The organism is Capsulimonas sp. (assembly GCF_039929585.1).
Taxonomy (GTDB): Bacteria; Armatimonadota; Armatimonadia; order Armatimonadales; family Capsulimonadaceae; genus Capsulimonas.
Window position 1 is genome coordinate 26,878 of sequence record NZ_JBDSQY010000256.1, and the last position, 19,165, is coordinate 46,042.

Here is a 19,165-nt window from a genome sequence, read left to right on the forward strand (position 1 = left end):
GTATCCATTGTCCCCAGCGTCGCCAGCGGATACCGTAAGCATCGGCTTCAATGCGCGCATGCAAAGCCCAGCGAAGCGCCCCCGCCGCCCCGGCCAGCAGAGCGGCGCTTATCAGGAAAAATACGACGGCCGCCAAATGGTCGTCGGATAACGGCTTTGCTTTGCGCGCGAAGTCAAACCCCATAAAAATATAGCATATGCTCATGGGCGCCAATAGCCCTACGATTGTCCAGGAATTAGAGGAAGGGCGGCAGACGGCAATGGTGGTGTCGAGAGACGGCGACTCAGGGTTGTCCATACCTTATGTGACCAAAGAGGAGGGGAAAAGTTGCCGGTGTACAGTGAGAGTATTAGTAGCCGATTACATAAGTTTTGAGGTAAAGGCGTCGGTATTCCAGAGGCGTCATACCATGAATACGGTGGAAGACGCGGCGGAAGTAGATGGCGCTTTCGTAACCACACTTGCGGGCGATGGTGTCCACGGTCTCGTTGTCTTCCATCAGGCTGACGCGCGCCTGCGACATCCGTGACTGATGGATTGCGTCGGTGACGGTCATCCCGAAGTCCCGCCGAAAGATGCGTGAGAGGTAATTGGGGTTGACGTCAATCGCCTTCGCGACCGCCGTGGTGGTGATCGGCAGGTGGGAATTGGCCTGAATGAACTGCTTGGCGTGTTCGGAAAGCGTCGAGCGGGGAGGGAGCGCCGCGGCGTCTATGCGGATCGAGCGGGAAATCTCGCAGAGGATCAGACATACGGTCAGATCCGCTGTCAACTGATTGCGATCCACGGATTCTTGATCGTCCAAATATCGGCGGAACAGTTCGGTCAGGTGCCCGGGGCGCGCGACTGCAGAGTGCTGCGGAACGGAAATATTGGTGGTGGGCGGCGGCTGGCCGTTGTCACCGCGCAGATCGAAGTGCAGCCAAAAGTAAACGAGGTCTGGAGTATAATCCTTGGTTCCCCAGTGGTGGCGTCCTGGCCAAAGCAGCAGCGACTCGCCGGTCTTGACTTCGAACGCTGTATCCGCTTCCTGGATCCTGAGCACTCCCGATTGGACATAAATCAGATCGAAGACATTCAGGATGCGGCTGGGATGGCGTCCGATCCCTCTGGAGATGAAATGTCCTGCATGCTCGGCGTGGATCGATGTTACGACGCTTGTGCGGAGTATCGAGGAAAAGTCTGCGGAAAACACGTCGTTGCTGCTCATTGGTAGAGGGTCATTACTGCTTATTTTGGCAAATCCAAAAGATTTTAAGAGATAGGCCGATGGGGCAACGTGGCTCGGCCCCGGATGCATCTGCATCCGGGGCCGAGTTTTCATCGTTCCTAGGTGACGGATTAGTTGGCGGCTTCGGTGAAGGCTGCGTAGTCGCCGTTGCTGTTCTTGGGCAGCAGGTTCGTCAGCTTCACTGCTTTGGCGTGGCCATCACAGTAAGCGACGTTCGCCATGTCCGTGTGCCGGGCTACCAGAGCGCCTTCGTCCAACTGGCTTGCGCCGCCAAAATATCCAGGATTGCCGAAGTACGAAAGGCCGCCTTTGACAAAGATGGGATTTGCGACGCTCCCTTGATCTGGCCAGTCCATTTGGAAGCTGCCGGATCCCTCGCCGATCCAGATCGTCGTGGCCGGACTTGCTAGTGTCGCAAGCGAAGCGCCGGAGGTGCCGACGGTATTACCAGGTCCCGTATTGGGATTTCCTTGCGCCCAGTAAGCGGAGTTCATGGCGTAGCTGCCGTAATGCGTATTGTCCGCCCCGGCCAGGTTCTGATAGTTGATGAACTTGCCTGTGCTTCCCTGAATGCCAGAGTCGTCAGGACAGGTAAAGATCTGCGTGCTCTTCACGTAGGGGAAGATAGCGTCCATCCACTTGTACTTGACATTGCCGGGGGTCGGATTGGATGCCTGGTAGCCATTGGCTCCAAACCATGCGGGCACCATGATCTCATCATTATCCTGGCTGTACTGCATTAATCCCAAACCAATCTGCTTGAGATTGCTGAGGCAGCTGATCTGACGGGCTTTTTCGCGGGCCTTGGCGAAAACCGGGAAGAGAATGGCTGCGAGAATTGCGATAATGGCTATGACGACGAGCAACTCAATCAAAGTGAATCCAACACGAGCCTTCTTCATTGATATCTCCTAAAATGTCGCGAAATGAAATATGATCGCTGTCATGCATCAATCCAAAATGGACCTTAGAATGCGTAACGTTTAGATTATAACACGATTTTTTGTTCGTGAACAGAGTACAGAATTGTATATAATAAAAACAATTCTGACTTTTTGTTCGATCTTGATGTCTCACAAATCCATGATTGCGGTGTTTCAATCTCGCTTAGTTTGCGTTTTTTACCCTGAATACTCTTAATGAGAGGTCTGTAATGGACAATGAGATCGTCAAATAATGAGAATCTGCCGGGATGATTTATGCGACGGAAATTGTTCGTAACCAGCCAAAGTACTGTGAATTTTCTGTCTTCATTATTGTGCATCCGCAAAAAATCCAAAATCAATCCAAAATTGAGGTGAGCGTGATGATATGGAGTTTCCTTGAGCTGTGGCTCTTATGGGAGAGAGAATTTTTGAGGAGGCGGTCGCTAACGACGAACTTCGAGCCGGCATGTCACCGCCGCCGCCGACGACTTCGTATTCTGCGGCCGTGCGTCAGTATCCGATCACGTGTGCTTTGAGGTAAAGGCGTCGGTATTCCAGAGGCGTCATACCATGAATACGGTGGAAGACCCGGCGGAAGTAGATGGCGCTCTCGTAACCACACTTGCGGGCGATGGTGTCCACGGTCTCGTTGTCTTCCATCAGGCTGACGCGCGCCTGCAGCATCCTCGATTGATGGATCGCATCGGTGATCGTGGTTCCGAAATCCCGGCGGAAGATGCGTGAGAGGTAATTGGGGTTGACGTCGATTGCCCTGGCGACGGTCGAAGTCGTGATCGGCAGGTGGGAATTGGCCTGGACAAATTTCTTCGCTTGGTCCGACAGCATCGAGCGCGGGGCCAGAGGCGACGCGCCCACGCGGGTCGAGCGGGAAATCTCGCAGAGGATCAGACATACGGTCAGATCCGCCGTCAGCTGATCTCGATCCGGAGATTCTTGATCGTCCAAATACCGGCGGAACAATTCGGTCAGGTGACTGGGGCGTGCGATGGCGGCGTGCTGCGGAATGGAAACTTCGTTAAGAGAACGGGGAGTGGCTTCCTCATCACGCAGATCAAAGTGCAGCCAGAAGTAAATCAAGTCTGGAGTGTACTCGGCGGTTCCCCAGTGGTGACGTCCCGGCCAGAGCAGCATCGATTCGCCCGGCTTGACTTCGAACGCCGTGTTATCTTCCTGAATGCCCAGAATGCCGGACTGCACATAAAGCAGGTCGAATGTAGGCCAAATGCGATTGGGGTGACGCCCGATCCCCCGCGACACCAGCTGACCGGCGTCCCCGGCTTGGATCGATACGGAGACCCCGGCCTGTAGTATGGAGGAAGATCCTACGGAAAAACCATCATGATTGATCATAGTGCGGAATGTCTCTGCTTCCTATTATGGCGGAATACCAGAGGACTCTGTAGCCACAGGGCAAAGAGCCAAATTCGGCCCCGGATGCAAGAGAGCATCCGGGGCCGTCTAAAGATACGCTTCGACGTTAGGTGTGATCGATTACTGAGCCGCCATCGTGAAAGCGGCGTAATCGCCGTTCGCGTTTTTTGTCAGCAAGTTCGTCAGCTTGGATGCTTTTGCGTGGCCGTCGCAATACAGAATATTCGCAAGATCGGGGCCGCCATGCCGCGCCACCATGCCGCCGTCGTTGAGGTTGTTGCTGCCCGGATCGCCGAAGATGGGCAAGCCTCCGAGTGCGCCGATGGGGTTTACCACATTTCCCTGATTGCTCCAGTCGATTTGATAGCTGTCATTGCTGTCCGCAACCCAGATGGTCGAAGCCGGGCTAGCCAGCGTTGCAAGCGAAGCGTTCGGGAAATTCGCCGGACCCCGGTTCGGATCGCTAGCGCCCCAATAGGCGGCGTTGATGCCGTAGCTGCCGTAATGCTTGTTGTCGCCTCCAGTCACGGTTCCCGTGACGACGCCGAGCTGCTGGTAAGGAACATATTTGCCAGAAGCTCCCAACAAACCGGAGTCATCAGGGCATGAGAAGACCTGTGTGCTCTTGACATAAGGATAGATGGCGTCCATCCACTTGTATTTGACATTACCGGGCGTAGGATCGGAGGGACCATAGCCATTCGTTCCGTACCACGCGCCAATCAGCATCTCATCGTTGTCCTGGCTGTACTGGACCAGTCCCAAGCCAATCTGCTTCAGGTTGCTGAGGCAGCTGATCTGACGCGCCTTTTCGCGGGCCTTGGCGAAGACCGGGAAGAGGATTGCCGCAAGAATCGCGATAATGGCGATGACGACAAGTAATTCGATTAAAGTAAAACCAGATTTGATCTTTTTCATTGCTTTTCCTTCGGCCCAAAAACGTAATTAATTATCGCTGCGGCGCTGATGCAATCATCGAGAACTATCTAAACGCCGACAATGAATTATATCATTTTTACCTGGTCGTGGGTAGAGAATAGAATTGCATATGAACAAAACAATAATGACTTTTGAAGCAGTCAGCCGGCATTTTGAGCGGCGCATGGCTATCGAATGTCAAAAAGTTCTTGAAAATAGACTTGTAGGCCGATCTAAACGCATCGGCGTTCGACTTCCGCTCTGAGCTCATCGGCAAACGCAATTGTGTTCCAGAATCGTATCTTCCCATGTGCGCCATGCACGACCGTCACATAGTCGTCTTTTGTCACCGATTTGATATCTTCCCATCGCATGCGGCGCGCGCCGAACGCCGAGTGTTCGACAATGCCGTCGTCGTCAAACTCGACCCGCGCCGCCTGGTAGCGCCAGAATGCCCAGACCGTTGCAGTCAAAAGCGTCGCTGCAATGTACACCAGCTCATGGGTGTTAGGCGGGGGGGAAGGCCCAGAGATTTTTCCAGGATCGGCACGAAGATCGGCATCATCGTAACACCTATCAAGTTGACCAAAAGCGCACGGTTGGTGCGCGTCTTATAATGAAAGACACGATTGCCGACGCCTGGGCGGGCTCCGGTCCAGCGCATGCTTTCGCTTCCCAGGACATCCGCCCGTTCGGATTTCTTTATCTCGCTCGTCTCTTCCGGCGCCCAGTGCCGAATGATTTGGCAAAGCAGCGAGAAGTCGCGGATGTGCTGTGAAAACGAGAAGTCGCCATGACGCGACCGCACATGAAACTCCCCTCTGAGGGCGGAAGCTGCGGTTTCCTGCGGCACGCCATATTGGAGAACCTCACCCCAAGACGTCGTGATATATTGCTCGCCGTCAGTGAACTCGATGCCCTCGGAGCTAGTCTGGATCTTCTGGTTTGCGCCTTTAAGTGAGCGCCGCGCGATGGAGATCAAAAGAGGAACGGGAGCTAGAGTCATCGCTATGACAAGAACATAAGAGGCGACTAAGCTGATCGCCCACGTTGCGCCGATCGTCTGTGAGGTCTGAGTGAGTTTGGAGAAAGTCGGGGGTGTAATCAGGAAGAGCATCGCCGCTCCCACAACGGTAAAAAGCGCGATCGATGCTTGGATCGCGCGGCGAGAGTAAGAAAATCGGCATGGCGCCACGTTCCCTAAACGGCAGCCGAGCTGTTCCCACGCCTTAACAGGAGCATAGACGGCGCGGGCGGCGACGGCATCTAAGAAAGGTTTTGTGTTTCCATAAAACCCCGAAAGATGGAGCTTACCGGCCGCCGTTTCGACGACATGAAATTGCTGCCCCTTTTGCGGTTCGAGGCGATAAAAGTCGCGAACCTCGCTCCATGCGGCCGATTTCCATTTCCCAAGCCCGCGCCAGCGTAAACCGTCTTCCGTGGCCTCGACGCGAGCGCGGCAAGTCCAGTAAGCGGCGATGAGGCTCGGAATCAAAAGGAGAAGACCAGTAAGCATAAGAAAGGCGGAGCCACTGAGATCGCGCTGCTGTGGCGGCGTGGGATTAAGAGACGAGTAGCCTGCCCACAAAATTCCTGCGCCAAGCGCCCCGAACAATAACAGCAGAACCCAGGAACTGGCGTTAGCTTTGCAGACAATAAGTGAACCGACTTTCTGCGCTTTGAGATTCTTCATTTGTTCTTTCCGTCTTTGTCATGGCGAATAGTGCATTTGACAGCCCGGCGCTCGATTTCCGAATCGAGGTCTGCCGCGTTCACGATGGTGTCCCAGTAACGGACTTTCTTACCGTCGCCGTGCAGTGTGATAACGTTATTGGATTCCGTGACGGAAACGATCTCTGTCCATCGAAGGTGTTTCGTTCCGAAGGCGGAGTGTTCCGAAATCCCTATTTCGCTAATTTCAATACGCGCCGAATAATATCGCCCCCAGCCCCACATCGTCACAAGTACAATTATAGAATAAATCGCTGCCGGAGGCGGATCGCCTGGATGATGAGGGATCTCAGCGTACAGGCCGATCTGATAAGCAAACGGGAGCACTAATGTCATCAGCGTTCCCATCCAGAGCAGCGCTCGGTGCCCCCGGGTTCGATAGTGAAAAATGCGATCTCCCTTGCCGGCGTATCCTCCTGACCAGCATGCGCTTTCACCTCCCAATGCGTCCGTTTCCGTCGTTGACACATTGAACTGATATTCAGCCGCTTGCTCACGAATGATCCTATCCAGGAGTAGAAAGTCAGTTATTGCTGGAGTAAAATCAAAGTCTCCATCGGATGTATGCACTACGTACCTCTGCCGCGTCGCCAATATTTCGCCAAGGTCAGTGCGCTCATAGCGTGTAATCGAGGCCCAAGGCGCATGGATCCGGTGAACTCCGTCGCTGAAGGATATTCCTTCGACCCCTGTGGCAATATGATGGCGCTTTCGGCGCAGTGCTTCCATGTTAAGAAATGTCCCCACCCACCACATCGACGTGGTGAAAAACACAGTCACCCCAAGCATTAAGGACGTCAGCCAACCCATTCCGAGCGCTATGACCTCAGAGGAGTGAACAATACCAAATCCCATTCCGAAGGTGGATCCCAGCCAAAGCGACGTAGAGATGAAGACTTTGCGTCGGTGCGTACTGGTAGGATACACAAACTCTAAAGATATCAGCTCATTCTGCCTGCATCCGAGCGCCTTCCATTCGCCTACGACTGAACTCAGCGCGCGGGCGGAAACGGCCGCGCGAAACTCGTTGGTATTGCGCCAAAAATGCTTTGTGAATGGGATCAGACGAAGCTTCGCGCCTCCCGCTTCCACTACCAGGGTGTCCCAATCAGAATTGTACGGCTTCAAGTAATAATCAGTAACAGCGTCCCATTTCCAATCGGTCCATCGCCCGAAGTGACGCCAGCGCAGTCCTTCCTCCGAGACAATAACACGTGCTCGCAGAGCCCAATAGGCGACGGCGACCGCAGCCACGATGAGCGCTGCGGAAGTGAATAAAAAGATAATCTGTGCAGCGATATCAAATCTGTTGGTGTGCTGTGGGGGCGTTGGCGTCAAGAAGGTCGTGGTTCCGGCAATCCCCATAAATGCGCATCCGATGACGGCAAGCCATATTGAATTCGACGGTCGGCAGATAGCAGATAGCTGAGATGGCTTCTGAGGATCCATTATTTATGCCTCTTCTGATCGTATGACGAGGAAAGTGTGTTTCTTAAGGTCATCCATGAGTTCGGGTGCGCTCGCAAGGATATTCAGTAGACGTATGGTTCTACGCGCTGTCTTGATTGTGATAATGCCGTCGTATGTTTCATAACTGCTGATTTCTGCCCAGGGCAAGTGATATGATCCCCACAGAGAATAGTATGTGAGCCCGGAATCGCTCACAACGACCCTAGTGTTCTGATAATGCCGGAGAAGCCAGAGATCGAATACTGCAAGCGCCAAGGTCAGCGCTGCAACGAAAATTGGATCATCCTTTGCAGAATTCACCCCACCGTGGGCTGCGATAGAAACTGGCGGCATCAGCGTGAGAACCACGGAGAGAGCGAGAAAGGCGCGCATCGTCCGGGTGCGGTAATGATAAACGCGTTCTCCCTTGCCGGCGCGCCCTTCCATCCGGAAGAGCTGATTTCCTCCGAGGACATCGGCTGTGTCCGACTTTGTCCTGTCGTTCGCCTTCTCAGGCGCCCAATGCTGGATTACATGACAAAGGGAGGCATATTCAGAGATATACTGGGAAAACGAGAAGTCGCCATGGTCGGTATGCACGTCGAATTGCCCGCTGAACAGGTCTGGTAGGGCCTCTAGCTTTACTCTAAAGTGAGTAATTTCATCCCACGCCGCATTAACTTGGTAGTCGCCATCCCGAAAGACAATTCCTCTGGCGTCGGTCTCGATCTCCTGATGGGCGTTCTTGAGTGAGCGCCATAGGACGGATATCACGAGGGAAAGTGGCGCGAATGTAAATATGATGAATATAACATACGCAACGATTGAACCCATCGCCCATGATAATCCTATCGTCTGCCAGGTTGACAGGAAATTGTAAATCGCCGTGGGTGGACATAAGACCAAGATCACCAGTCCCATCGATATGAACAACGCCATCATGCCCTGTAATTTCCATCGAGAGTAGAAAAAACGGCGAGGGGCAATGTCTCCACTCCGGCAGCCCAGCGGCTCCCAGGCGCGGGCATGCGCATGCATAGCGCGCTTGGTGATGACATCCGCAATCGGGAGGACTGCTTGGTAGTAGGAACGTGAAAAGCGTAATCGGCCGATGGTGGTTTGGACAACGTGTATCGAACCGCTCGTTCGGTTTTCGACTAAATAGTAATCACGGACATCGTCCCATTCGCACGACTTCCATCCGCCCAGTCCGCGCCATCTGAGCCCATTTTCCGTTTCTTCGATGCGGGCGCGCAGAAGCCAGCATGTCAGCAGAAAAGCCCCGATAAAGCAAAGTGCACTCATGAGGGCAAATACGATACTCTCTGCGAGGGGGTGTGGATGGGGCGGATTGGTGGACATGGCGTCCACCGCCAAGAACAGCAGCGCGGCTCCGAATAGCGAGAGAAGCGTGACAATTGTCCATACACTGCGACTCGGTTGGCAGGCGACGGGAGAGTCCATACTTATCTTTGCTGCAGAGTCCATATCAACTCTGACCCTACTTGCCTTCAAAAGTTGCGATTCGGGGGAGAATAAACGGCGCTGCGTGGATGCGGCGCTATGTATTGATCGTGAGGAAGAATATTATGGCGAAATTGACGGGCAAAGTAGCAATCATCACCGGCGCGAGCGCCGGGATCGGGCAGGCGAGCGCGCTGGCGCTGGCGGGTGAGGGCGCCAAGCTGGTGATGACGGCGCGGCGGCAGGAGCGGCTGGAGCAGCTCGTGGAGGATGTGAAGGCGGCGGGCGGCGACGCGGTGTTTGTGGTAGGAGATGCGCGCGAGGAGGAAACGGCGGTCAAGACGGTGGAGACGGCTCAGAAGCACTTTGGGCGGCTGGATATTCTGATCAATAACGCCGGGGTGGGGAACTACAAGAACTTGGTGGACACGAGCGCTGATGAATATGACGAAATGATGGATTCTAATGTCCGCTCGACGTTTTTGTTCACGCGCCACGCCGTCCCTGTGATGCGCGAGCAAAAGTCTGGGAATATCCTGATGATTTCCAGTATGGCGGGGCGCTATGGATTTCCGGGCGAGGCGGTGTACTGCGCCACGAAGTTCGCGCAGGTCGGCTTTGCTCAGGCGCTCGATAATGAGCTGCGCAAAGACGGGATCAAGGTGGGGATCATCTGTCCGGGCGGTGTCAAAACGGAGTTCGCCCTCGGCAAGGGACGGACCGATGACAGCGTTCGAGAATCGGGAATGCTGGAGCCGGAGGATGTGGCGGGGGCCGTGCTGCTCGCCTGCACGCAGTCGCCAGGATCGCGCATCATTGAGATTCGAATGCGCACCATGGACGAATCTCTGGCGTAATCCTTCGGGCGGCGAGCAAACGCGGCGCCGCCCAAAGGATGCTGTGGATCAGAATTACGCGGCGAGCCGAAGCGGGGCGCTGTCGAAGGTTTTGGCGGATTGAGCGGCGTCCAACTGGAAGCAGGAGACGGATTCTTCGAGGGTCGATGCGACTTCCGTCAGCGACTGCGAAAACGCGATCATTTCGCCGGCGGCGGCTCCTTGCTGACCCGTCGCGCCGGATACCGTGCGCACGGATGCGGAGACCTGGGCGGCGGCGTCGCTCATCTGATCGGCCATCTCGCTGCTTTGCGCGACGTGGTGGGCGATCGTATGGATGGATTCGGAGACGCGTGCGGAGGCGGCGTTCATTCGCTGCGCGGAGGAGTCGATGCCGGCCACGCGAGTGGTCACCGCCGCGACGACGTCCTGGATTTTTAGCAGGGCGTCGCCAGCCGTCTCGGCCAGCTGTGCGCCCAGTTCCACTTCACGCGCGCCGGTTTCCATGGTGGCGACCGCCTTCTGGGTGTGCTGCTGCACTTGCTGAATGATTCCAGTGATTTCGCCGGTGGCTTTTCCGGCGCGCTCGGCGAGGCGGCGCACTTCGGAGGCGACCACCGCAAAGCCGCGTCCCGCTTCCCCGGCGCGGGCCGCTTCGATGGCGGCGTTGAGAGCGAGCAGGTTGGTCTGCTCGGCAATCTCGCCGATTGTTTTGACGATCGCGCCGATCTCCCGGCTGGATTCCCCCAGGCTCGCGACGACACTGGACGACTCGGTGACGCTGGCGCGGATCCGCTCCATTCCCTGAACCGTCCGCGCCACAGCCTCGGTCCCGCCGCTCGCCACGGTCTGCGCTTCATCGGCGGCCCGGCTTGCGCCTTGCGCCTCCGCCGTCACCATCGCAATGATTCCCGACAGCTGCTCCAGCAGCTCCGTTCCTTCCGCCATGGAATGCGTCTGCAGGGCCGCGCCCCGCGCCAGTTCCGTCGCGCCGTGCGCCGACTGGTCCGAGGCCCGGCCGATCTCCAGCATCATCGTTCCGATTTGCTCCACCCCGGCCCCAATGCTTCCGCTGGCGCCAGTCATTGTCTGCGCGGTTTGCGCAACCTGCGCGGCGTTGTGCTGGAGCGTGCGCACCAGATCCTGAAGACCGGCCCGCGAGGCGCGGAACGACTGGATCGTGCAGTGTGTCTGGTTCATCAGAAGGTTGATCGTCGTGGCCATTTGGCCGAACTCGTCGCGTGCGCTGATTTCCAGCGGCTCCGTTTCGTAACGGACCGGCATAGTCAGGTCGCCAAACTCCATGACCGTGATCGCCGTGCCCAGACGCGCCACGTCGACGTTCGACAGCTGCTCCAGTCGCTCTGACATTTGTGTGAGCGTTCCGGAGATATAACGGGTCACCGCCACCGCGATCAACGAGCCCGCCACCAGCGCGGCGGCCAGCAGTCCGAAGATGAGGACGCGTCCACTTTGCAGAATGGCTAGAGAAGCCTCTGGAGTCGCCGCCTCATGCATTGCCTGCATCCGGTTGATGGCGACAATTCCGACAATAGCGGCGCAGACGAGTGAAAATCCGAAGCCGAGCGCGAGCTTGTACGCTGTGCGCAGGTGAAGAAAGAACGCCATGGTGTTATGTCATTTCCCTAACGATTGGAGAGTCGTGTCCGTACGACTCATTGATGTCATTATGGTGTTCTTGCGGGGTGAACTAGAGGTGCTTGTTGAGATGATTAACGTCGCAATGCAGGCGACGCGGTTCATCACACTATTGCTCAGCAGGCCTTTAGTATTTTCAGTGCGTTTAACAAAAACGATTTTAGTTCACTGTGGCGCATTCTCGATGAGAATCGGTTGTTTTTTGCGCGAACTAAACCAAAATTCTTGCGTCGTTAAATGAAAAAGAATGAAACTGTCGCCGCCGTTTGCTGTCTACACAAGAGTGCAGAACGGCGCGTCGTCGTTTATTCGGACAATAGCCGGCCGCGCGCACGGAACCCATCGCCGCGCATTCACAGGAGAACAGCAAGAGATGTCACGCAGGAGTAAACTTTTCGGGCTTTGTCTGACCGCGCTTGCCTCTCTTGGTCCCGTCGCCCATGCGTCGAATTTCCCCGGCGCCAACAGCAACATCGTTCCCGCCGCGCCCGTCGCCAAGAAGGCGATCGACTTCGACAAGCATGGCTTTATCATCCACGGCAAACGGGTCTTTCTCGCGACCGGCGAGGTGCAGTACAGCAAAATTCCGCGCGCACTGTGGCGCGATCGGCTGCTGCGCGTTAAGCGGGCCGGTTACAACTGCATCCAGACCTACGCCTACTGGAACTACCATGAGCCCCAGGAAGGCAATTTTCAATTCACCGGCGAAAAAGATTTCGGCGCCTTTCTTAAGTTAGTCCAGGAGATGGGGATGTACGCCATCGTGCGCGTCGGCCCCTATGTCTGCGCCGAATGGGACAGCGGCGGCTATCCCGTGTGGCTGCGCTTCAAGCCGGGCTTGCAGATACGAACGGACGAGCCCGTTTATATGGCGGCGGTCGATCACTGGTACGACAAGATCTTCTCGATCGTCGCGCCGCTGCAAATTCATCGGGGCGGCCCGGTCGTGATGTTCCAGCTGGAAAATGAAGACACGCGCTCGGCGGGACCGGAACTGAACGGCTCGTACTTCACACACCTCCGCGATACGGCCGTCCGTGACGGCATGCAGGTCCCATGGTTTATGAGCGGCGTCAACCACGGCGACGATCCCGCCGGCAACGATCCGTGGGACAGCGAAACGCGCACGAGCCCCTGGTACAGTTCCGAGTTCTGGACAGGCTGGATCGCCTTCTACGGCGTCGATCCCGGCCGGGCGCACCGCGTGGAGCGCACGAGCTGGAAGGCGATCGCCTACGGCGCCGGCGGCTACACCCATTACACGATGGTGGGCGCCACCAATTTTGACTACTGGAATGACGACGAGCAGGCGTCGAGCTACGACTTCGGCGCTCCCGTCGGCCAGGTCGGCGACTTCCGCGAGGATTACTACACCGCCAAGCGCGCCGCGATGTTCGCGACCTCGTTCTCCAACATTCTTGCCGATTCGCGCACCTACCCGGCGCCGCCGCGCGGCGCGATCAATCCGGCGCTCCGCGTGAACTCCCGTGAAGGCAAGTCCGGCGCTGTGTATTTCCTGGACAACCGCACGGGCGGCAAAGTCACGACCCAAATCTCCGTTGGCTCCCGTCTGGTCCCGGCCGCCGGGCCGGTGACGCTGGCGCCTGATGAGATCTTGCCGGTGGTGAAGCGCGCCGCGCTGCCCGGCGGCGTCACGCTCGATTATGCCGCCGCCCATGTCCTGGGGCTGCAAAGCCAGGGCGCGCTGACGACGATGGTGGTTTACGGCGCGCCCGGCGATCCCGCCGAATTGCAGCTTTCGGGGGCGGACGCGCACTCCGTCAAGACTCCCAAAGCCGAAGGCGCCAAGGTAACCGTCGCCGCTGGTCATGTGCTGGTGCAGGCGAAATATTCAGACACGCCGACGGAGTTTCTCATTCGTTTCGGTCCTCGCACCTATCGCATTCTCGTTGTGACTGCCGATATGGCGACGCGCACATGGTTTTTGGATTGGGCAGGTAAGCCCGCCGTCGTCTGCGGCCCGGACTATGCAGGCGATGTGATCAACGGAACGCTCTACACCGAACGAAATGTCAGCACGGTCGGGCGACAGGCGAATGCTTATCTGTATACCGAAACGGGATCGCGGCGTTTAGATCAGCCGTATCCGAGCGATTCGTCCAAGGGAACGCGTATCCCGAAGGTTGGAGCGTGGTCGGTGGCGCGCGGCGACGCTGAGGCGCAGCCGGGTTACAACACGTCGAAGTGGCGTGCGAGCGCCGCTCCCGAATCCATGGGCGCCGATGGCGACATCAGCGCCTACGCCTGGTACCGGACGACGCTGCACGCGGACAAAGAGGGCGACTTTGGCCTGAGCCTCAGCGATGTCGGCGACTGGGTGGAGGCGTTTGTCAATGGCCAGCGCGCCGACGCCAGCGAAGTGCGTATGCGCGTCGGTGACGCCGTGCCGCGCTTTCTGAAAGTCCATCTCAAAGCGGGCGACAACCCAGTGACGTTCCTCACGGCGCACTATGGGCGCAACAAAATCTGGGGATACATCGGACCTTATGATAAGATGGACGCCAAGGGCATCTCCGGTCCGGTCTCGCTGTCGAGCATTCCGACGGAGCACGTCTCAGTAACCTCTTGGCGCTACAAGCTCGACCCGCGCGGTGAGGCGTCCGCCGCCGAGATGACGGCGGCAGACACCAATGGCCCTGGCTGGGCGGATACAACCACCAGCGTGGATATCTTCCAAAGCCAGCCGGGCTTTGCCTGGTACCGGACGACCCTGCCCAATATCGCCGCCACATCCCGCCGCCTGATGTTCGCCGCCGTGGACGACAACGCGTTAGTGTACTTGAACGGCAAGCGTTTGAAGGAGTATCGGACCTCGAACACGCCGTTCGATGTCGTGCTCGACTCGGCCTGGAAAGAGGGCGGGCCGAACGAACTGGCCGTGCTGGTGGAGAACGGCGCCGGCTCGGGAAGTATTAATGGCCCGGTGGAGATGGCGCCTGTGCCGGCGTCCGTCGGCGGCCCAATCCAAGAATGGAAGATGCGCGGTGGGATCCGTATGCCGATCGCGACTTCGACGGCATGGAAGCCCTGGAAGTCTGGAAATATGGACACGCCGTCGTTCTACAAGACGACGTTCCAATATGCGCCGCCGCCCGGAACGTGCGTCGCGCTGCGCGTCGGCTGGGACGGAATGTCGCGTGGATCCGTGTGGCTCAACGGCCACAACCTGGGGCGATACCCCGAACGCTCGTCCATCTTTGGGATTTACCTCCCCGAGTGCTGGCTGAAGCAGGGCGTCAACTCGCTTGCGGTTTTCGATGAAGAAGGACGCGCTCCCGGCGGTATCAAGATCATCGAGGAAGCCCCCGCGAGCCGCGAGGTGCTTCTGCTGGCCCCGTCCAAATTGGCGGTCACCCAGAAAACGGCGCGAAAGTAAAGGTTAGTTCATGAGGCAGGTAAGTTCAAGACGGTCCGACGCCGGCAAACCGCGAAAGCGGTCCGCGCCCAGCAATCCGCTGGCGGGGTTCTGGCGCAGCTTCGCCATGGTGTCGATCCTGGCGACGGCGGTTCCCATGACCGTGTATATCCTGATCGCGCGCTCGCATCCCGGCTTTCTGCCGGGACTGCTGTACGTGACGGCCACGGTGTACGGGATCACGAACGTCATGGTGATGTGGGAAGCCGTCTCGGCGCTGCGCGCCGTTCCCAAGCCTCCCGTCGATCTGAGCGATCCACCGATGTGCAGCGCGATCATCGCCGCGTACTTGCCCAACGAGCAGCACATCATCGAGCAGACGATCGACCATATGCTCAAGACAATCGATTTGCCCGCCGATCGCTTCGAAGTGATCCTCGCATACAATCGCCCGAAGGAGCTTCCGGTAGAGGATCGCCTGCGCGAGCTCGCCGCCCGCGACCCGCGTCTGAAAGTGCTGTGCGTGGTGGACAGCCGCAGCAAGGCGGCAAATGTGAATGCGGCGCTGACGGTGGCGCGCGGGGAGATCCTGGGCATCTACGACGCCGACCACTGGCCGGCTGCGGATTGTTTTCGGCGCGCCTGGCGCTGGATCTCTTCTGGGTACGATGTGGTGCAGGGGCGCTGCGCGATCCGTAACCACGATGAGAATGTGCTGACCCGCAGCATCGCCGTTGAATTCGACATCATGTACTCGGTGTCGCATCAGGGACGGTCGCGGATCAGCCGCTCCGGGATCTTCGGCGGCTCCAACGGTTACTGGCGCGCGGAAACGCTGCGCTCGGTCCAGCTGGACCCGCAGATGCTGACCGAGGATATCGATTCCACAGTCCGCGCCATCCAGCGCGGCGCCAAGTTTATCCACGACCGCGATATCGTTTCGGTGGAGTTGGCGCCCACGCGTCTTTCTCATTGGCTGATCCAGCGCAAGCGTTGGTCGCAGGGCTGGCTGGAAGTGACGCTCAAACACCATCGCGGTATGATGGCGTCGCCCCATCTGACCATCCATCAGAAGATCCTCTGGTTCTATCTGCTGCCGTGGCGGGAGTGGTTTCCGGTGCTCAGCACCCAGTTCTTCCCGATGCTGTTCGCTTCCTGGATCGTCGGCCAGCATCTGCACTGGTTCGCCACGCCGTACCTGCGCGCGGCCGCCACGCTCAACCTGCTTTGCAGCCTGTTCGTTCTGCTGATCGCCTTCGTGACGGCCACGCGACTGGGCCGCAAGGGGCATGCGCCCTGGTATATCGTCCACGGCGTCTTCGGCCTCGTGTACTCTACACTCAAGACGACCGTGACGCTTGTCGCCCAGTACTGTCATTTGATCCGCGACCGGGAGTGGGTGACGACGCCGCGCGAAGATCCGCCCCCAGCCCCCACAGCGGCGCCCGCCGACCGGATCTCCAGCTTCTCGTCTTAGGTCTCTTTCACGCCGCCTGGCTCTCAGCCGGGCGGCGTTTTTATGCCTGTGATATTTCTGGTATCTTTTTTGTTCTAAATGGATTGACAGTTTCTTACTTTGGCTCTATACTGGAAACGCGATGCTGGCATCGCTGATGGAGCATTGATAGTTTAAAAGATACTATTGCAATTCAGATCGAACGATTCAAAGAAGAGGAGTTTACACATGCTCAAGTGCTGGGTTCGAAAATCTCTGCGGCCGGCGTTGACCGCGCTTGCTCTTGGGGCCATGACCTTGTCGTTCACCGGGGCTGCGCGCGCCTTAGGGCCTGCCGCCAAGGGCGTCTTTGTCGGCAATGAGTTCTACGCGCCGACGGTCGCCTGGCAAAACAATGCGCGGGTATCCGGGTTCACGACGCTTTGTTTGTTCACGATGCACGTTCAGTCCAACGGGAATCTCGATTATAACGGGACGCCGATTGTTACCAACGGCGTTTATGTCGGCGACTCCACTTGGGGCGCCAAGCTGGCCGCCTGCAAGGCGGCCCCGTCAAGCGTGAATCGCATTGAGTTAACCATTGGAGGGTGGGGCGATCCCAGCTTCACCAACATTAAGAACCTGATCGCCTCGCAGGGAACGGGCTCCAGCAGCATTCTTTATAAGAGTTTCCAGGCGCTGAAGAATGCTATTGGTATCGATGCGATCCAGTACGACGACGAGCAGACATACGACTCAGGATCGGCCGTATCGTTTGGCAATATGATCTCGGGCCTGGGCATGAAAGTCACGCTGTGCCCGTACACCGCGCAGGCCTTCTGGGTGAGTGTTCGCTCGCAGCTCGGCGCCAAAGTCGACGCAATCTATTTGCAGTGTTATGATGGCGGCGCCGGCAACGATCCGGGAAATTGGAACAGCGCCTTCGGCGGCTTCAAAGTCTATCCCGGACTGTGGGGTAATACCGATACGCCGGGGAGCGCGGCCGCGAAGATGCGCGGCTGGCAGAACAATCTGGGAATTACGGGCGGCTTTATGTGGCTCAACGGCTCTCTGCCCGGCGACGCGCCGAAATGGGCGGAGACGCTGCACATCGGCCTGGACCCCATTGCGTTCTTCAACATCGTCAACCAGAATAGCAGCCGGTGCGTGGATTTGATCAATGGGAATACGGCCAACGGCGCTGTCGTCAACCAATGGGGATTCGACACTAACAGCGGCAATCAGCGCTGGTCACTGGTCCCGTCGGAAAACGGCGATCACTTCAAGCTGATCTCATGGGCTTCGGGGAAATGCCTCGGCCCGGCAGCGGATTCGATCAACGCTGGCGTGCAGATTACCGATTCGGAATATTCGGGCAACAACACCGCGCAGCAGTGGGATCTGATCGATACCGGCAATGGCTGGTACAACATCAAAAACGTCAAGAGCGGTCTCGTTCTGGACATCGCGGGTAACAGCACCGCCGACAATGGAATGCTCGACCAGTGGCCGGCGAACAGCCAGGCAAACCAGCGCTTTCGTTTGCAGCCGTGGGGAAATTACTATCTCCAAGTTTCCACCGGCAAATACATCTGCGTACAGGGCGCCGGAACGACCAATGGCTCCGCGATCATCCAGTACGACGGCCAGAGTAATCCCTGGTTCAAGTGGACATTTACGAGTGTCGGTGATGGCTGGTTCGACCTGTTCAGTATCAATGCGCCGACGCGCGTATTGGCCGTGCAGAATGCCTCTATCGCCGCCAATGCGCCCTGTGTGCTGTGGGATTATAATTCCTCCAGCCATGCAAACTCAACAGTCCGCATCGCGCCGAAAACGAACGGCAAGTTCAAGTTCTATTTCCAGCATGATGGAATGAGCTGGGATATTCCCGGCGGCAATACCGCCAACAATGTCCCACTTCAGCAGTTCCCCGACAACACTGGGACAAACCAGGACTTCGTCATGGAGCGGAGCCAGTAATAGGCGATCCGCTTCAGCGGCGCCGCGCCAGCGCGCGGACTTCGTTCCCAGTCCACGCGCTGGCGTCGTTTTTTCACTCTGGATACGTCTGGGTTGCGACAGGAGTGCATTCGGATGCCTCATTGTAGGGAATTATGTAATTTTTGATTATTCTTTGATTATACGTTGTTATGATACTTACGAATTTGAAAAGAGATAAATAAATTCCAAACGCAATTAATGCAATATTAGAATTTACTAATAAATTACAGATCCGTATTGTACTTTACAGGTTTCGTCAATCATGACGAAGTGTCAAGACGAACATAGCGCCGTTCTTCATGAAGAACAGCGCTACGGATTGTCTCTGGCGATAGACGCAAAAACATCGTGACATTTGAAGGAGATCCACATGCCAGTAACCGACAGATTTCAGCGCCAGGCCGCAGGGCTTATTCGGAGAAAGTGTTCGCGTACGTTTTCTTGGCGCCCCGCCATTTCCGCAGCCGGCCTGTATGCGGGACTAACGGTCGCTGCGCTGGCGCTTTCGGCGCCAGCATATGCGGGAACCTGGACCTCAGTGGGCAATCTCGCCCCGGGCGGCGTTAACCAGATGATGCTGCTCTCCGATGGAACCGTGATGGCTCAGAACGGAGGCGGCGTCGGCTGGTACAAACTCACTCCCAACCTCCAGGGAAGCTATACGGGCGGAACCTGGAGCACGCTGGCCTCCATGCACAGCGACCGTCTGTATTACTCTTCCGCCATCACACCCGATGGGCATC

14 protein-coding genes and 1 pseudogene are annotated in these 19,165 nt (G+C 57.2%); 6 read left to right on the forward strand and 9 right to left on the reverse strand.

What is annotated here, in order from left to right; genetic code table 11:
* Positions 1 to 7: 7 nt before the first annotated feature.
* A complete protein-coding gene (locus ABIZ35_RS19600) occupies positions 8 to 151 on the forward strand; it encodes a hypothetical protein (protein WP_348221610.1) in 144 nt (47 codons plus the stop codon).
* A gap of 199 nt (positions 152 to 350) precedes the next feature.
* On the opposite strand, the gene ABIZ35_RS19605 is transcribed toward ABIZ35_RS19600, so the two are convergent.
* The 8 genes from ABIZ35_RS19605 to ABIZ35_RS19640 all read right to left on the reverse strand — a co-directional run bounded on the left by ABIZ35_RS19605 (position 351) and on the right by ABIZ35_RS19640 (position 9,112).
* Complete coding sequence (locus ABIZ35_RS19605; RefSeq protein ID WP_348221611.1) at positions 351 to 1,211, reverse strand: AraC family transcriptional regulator; 861 nt, start codon at positions 1,209 to 1,211, stop codon at positions 351 to 353.
* 131 nt (positions 1,212 to 1,342) lie between these two features.
* Positions 1,343 to 2,134 carry a DUF1559 domain-containing protein gene (locus ABIZ35_RS19610; RefSeq protein ID WP_348221612.1) on the reverse strand — a complete coding sequence of 264 codons (792 nt, stop codon included), beginning with the start codon at positions 2,132 to 2,134 and terminating at the stop codon, positions 1,343 to 1,345.
* 534 nt (positions 2,135 to 2,668) lie between these two features.
* Positions 2,669 to 3,529 carry an AraC family transcriptional regulator gene (locus ABIZ35_RS19615; protein WP_348221613.1) on the reverse strand — a complete coding sequence of 287 codons (861 nt, stop codon included), beginning with the start codon at positions 3,527 to 3,529 and terminating at the stop codon, positions 2,669 to 2,671.
* Positions 3,530 to 3,670: 141 nt separating this feature from the next.
* Positions 3,671 to 4,468, reverse strand: a complete 798-nt coding sequence (locus tag ABIZ35_RS19620; protein WP_348221614.1) for a DUF1559 domain-containing protein — start codon at positions 4,466 to 4,468, stop codon at positions 3,671 to 3,673.
* A 233-nt stretch (positions 4,469 to 4,701) separates the two neighbouring features.
* A complete protein-coding gene (locus tag ABIZ35_RS19625) occupies positions 4,702 to 4,941 on the reverse strand; it encodes a hypothetical protein (RefSeq protein WP_348221615.1) in 240 nt (79 codons plus the stop codon).
* Complete coding sequence (locus ABIZ35_RS19630) at positions 4,938 to 6,161, reverse strand: hypothetical protein (RefSeq protein ID WP_348221616.1); 1,224 nt, start codon at positions 6,159 to 6,161, stop codon at positions 4,938 to 4,940. Before ABIZ35_RS19630 ends, ABIZ35_RS19625 begins: the two co-directional genes overlap by 4 nt.
* Complete coding sequence (locus tag ABIZ35_RS19635) at positions 6,158 to 7,327, reverse strand: hypothetical protein (RefSeq protein WP_348221617.1); 1,170 nt, start codon at positions 7,325 to 7,327, stop codon at positions 6,158 to 6,160. Before ABIZ35_RS19635 ends, ABIZ35_RS19630 begins: the two co-directional genes overlap by 4 nt.
* Positions 7,328 to 7,651: 324 nt before the next feature.
* A complete protein-coding gene (locus tag ABIZ35_RS19640; RefSeq protein ID WP_348221618.1) occupies positions 7,652 to 9,112 on the reverse strand; it encodes a hypothetical protein in 1,461 nt (486 codons plus the stop codon).
* A 125-nt stretch (positions 9,113 to 9,237) separates the two neighbouring features.
* Here ABIZ35_RS19640 and ABIZ35_RS19645 point away from each other — a divergent pair, with 125 nt between their 5' ends.
* On the forward strand, positions 9,238 to 9,969 hold the full coding sequence (locus ABIZ35_RS19645) for an SDR family oxidoreductase (RefSeq protein ID WP_348221619.1): 732 nt from the start codon (positions 9,238 to 9,240) through the stop codon (positions 9,967 to 9,969).
* A gap of 54 nt (positions 9,970 to 10,023) precedes the next feature.
* Here the strand turns inward: ABIZ35_RS19645 and ABIZ35_RS19650 are convergent, their stop codons facing one another.
* A complete protein-coding gene (locus ABIZ35_RS19650; RefSeq protein WP_348221620.1) occupies positions 10,024 to 11,577 on the reverse strand; it encodes a methyl-accepting chemotaxis protein in 1,554 nt (517 codons plus the stop codon).
* Between the two features lie 277 nt (positions 11,578 to 11,854).
* Between ABIZ35_RS19650 and ABIZ35_RS19655 the strand changes: the two genes are divergently transcribed.
* The 4 genes and pseudogenes from ABIZ35_RS19655 to ABIZ35_RS19670 form a co-directional block, all read left to right on the forward strand.
* Positions 11,855 to 15,004, forward strand: a complete 3,150-nt coding sequence (locus ABIZ35_RS19655; protein WP_348221621.1) for a beta-galactosidase — start codon at positions 11,855 to 11,857, stop codon at positions 15,002 to 15,004.
* A 10-nt stretch (positions 15,005 to 15,014) separates the two neighbouring features.
* Complete coding sequence (locus ABIZ35_RS19660) at positions 15,015 to 16,460, forward strand: glycosyltransferase family 2 protein (protein WP_348221622.1); 1,446 nt, start codon at positions 15,015 to 15,017, stop codon at positions 16,458 to 16,460.
* Positions 16,461 to 16,667: 207 nt separating this feature from the next.
* Positions 16,668 to 18,401: an RICIN domain-containing protein gene (locus ABIZ35_RS19665; protein ID WP_348221623.1), complete on the forward strand. Its 1,734-nt coding sequence runs from the start codon at positions 16,668 to 16,670 to the stop codon at positions 18,399 to 18,401.
* A gap of 391 nt (positions 18,402 to 18,792) precedes the next feature.
* Positions 18,793 to 19,165, forward strand: a pseudogene (locus tag ABIZ35_RS19670) (hypothetical protein); the annotation flags it as partial.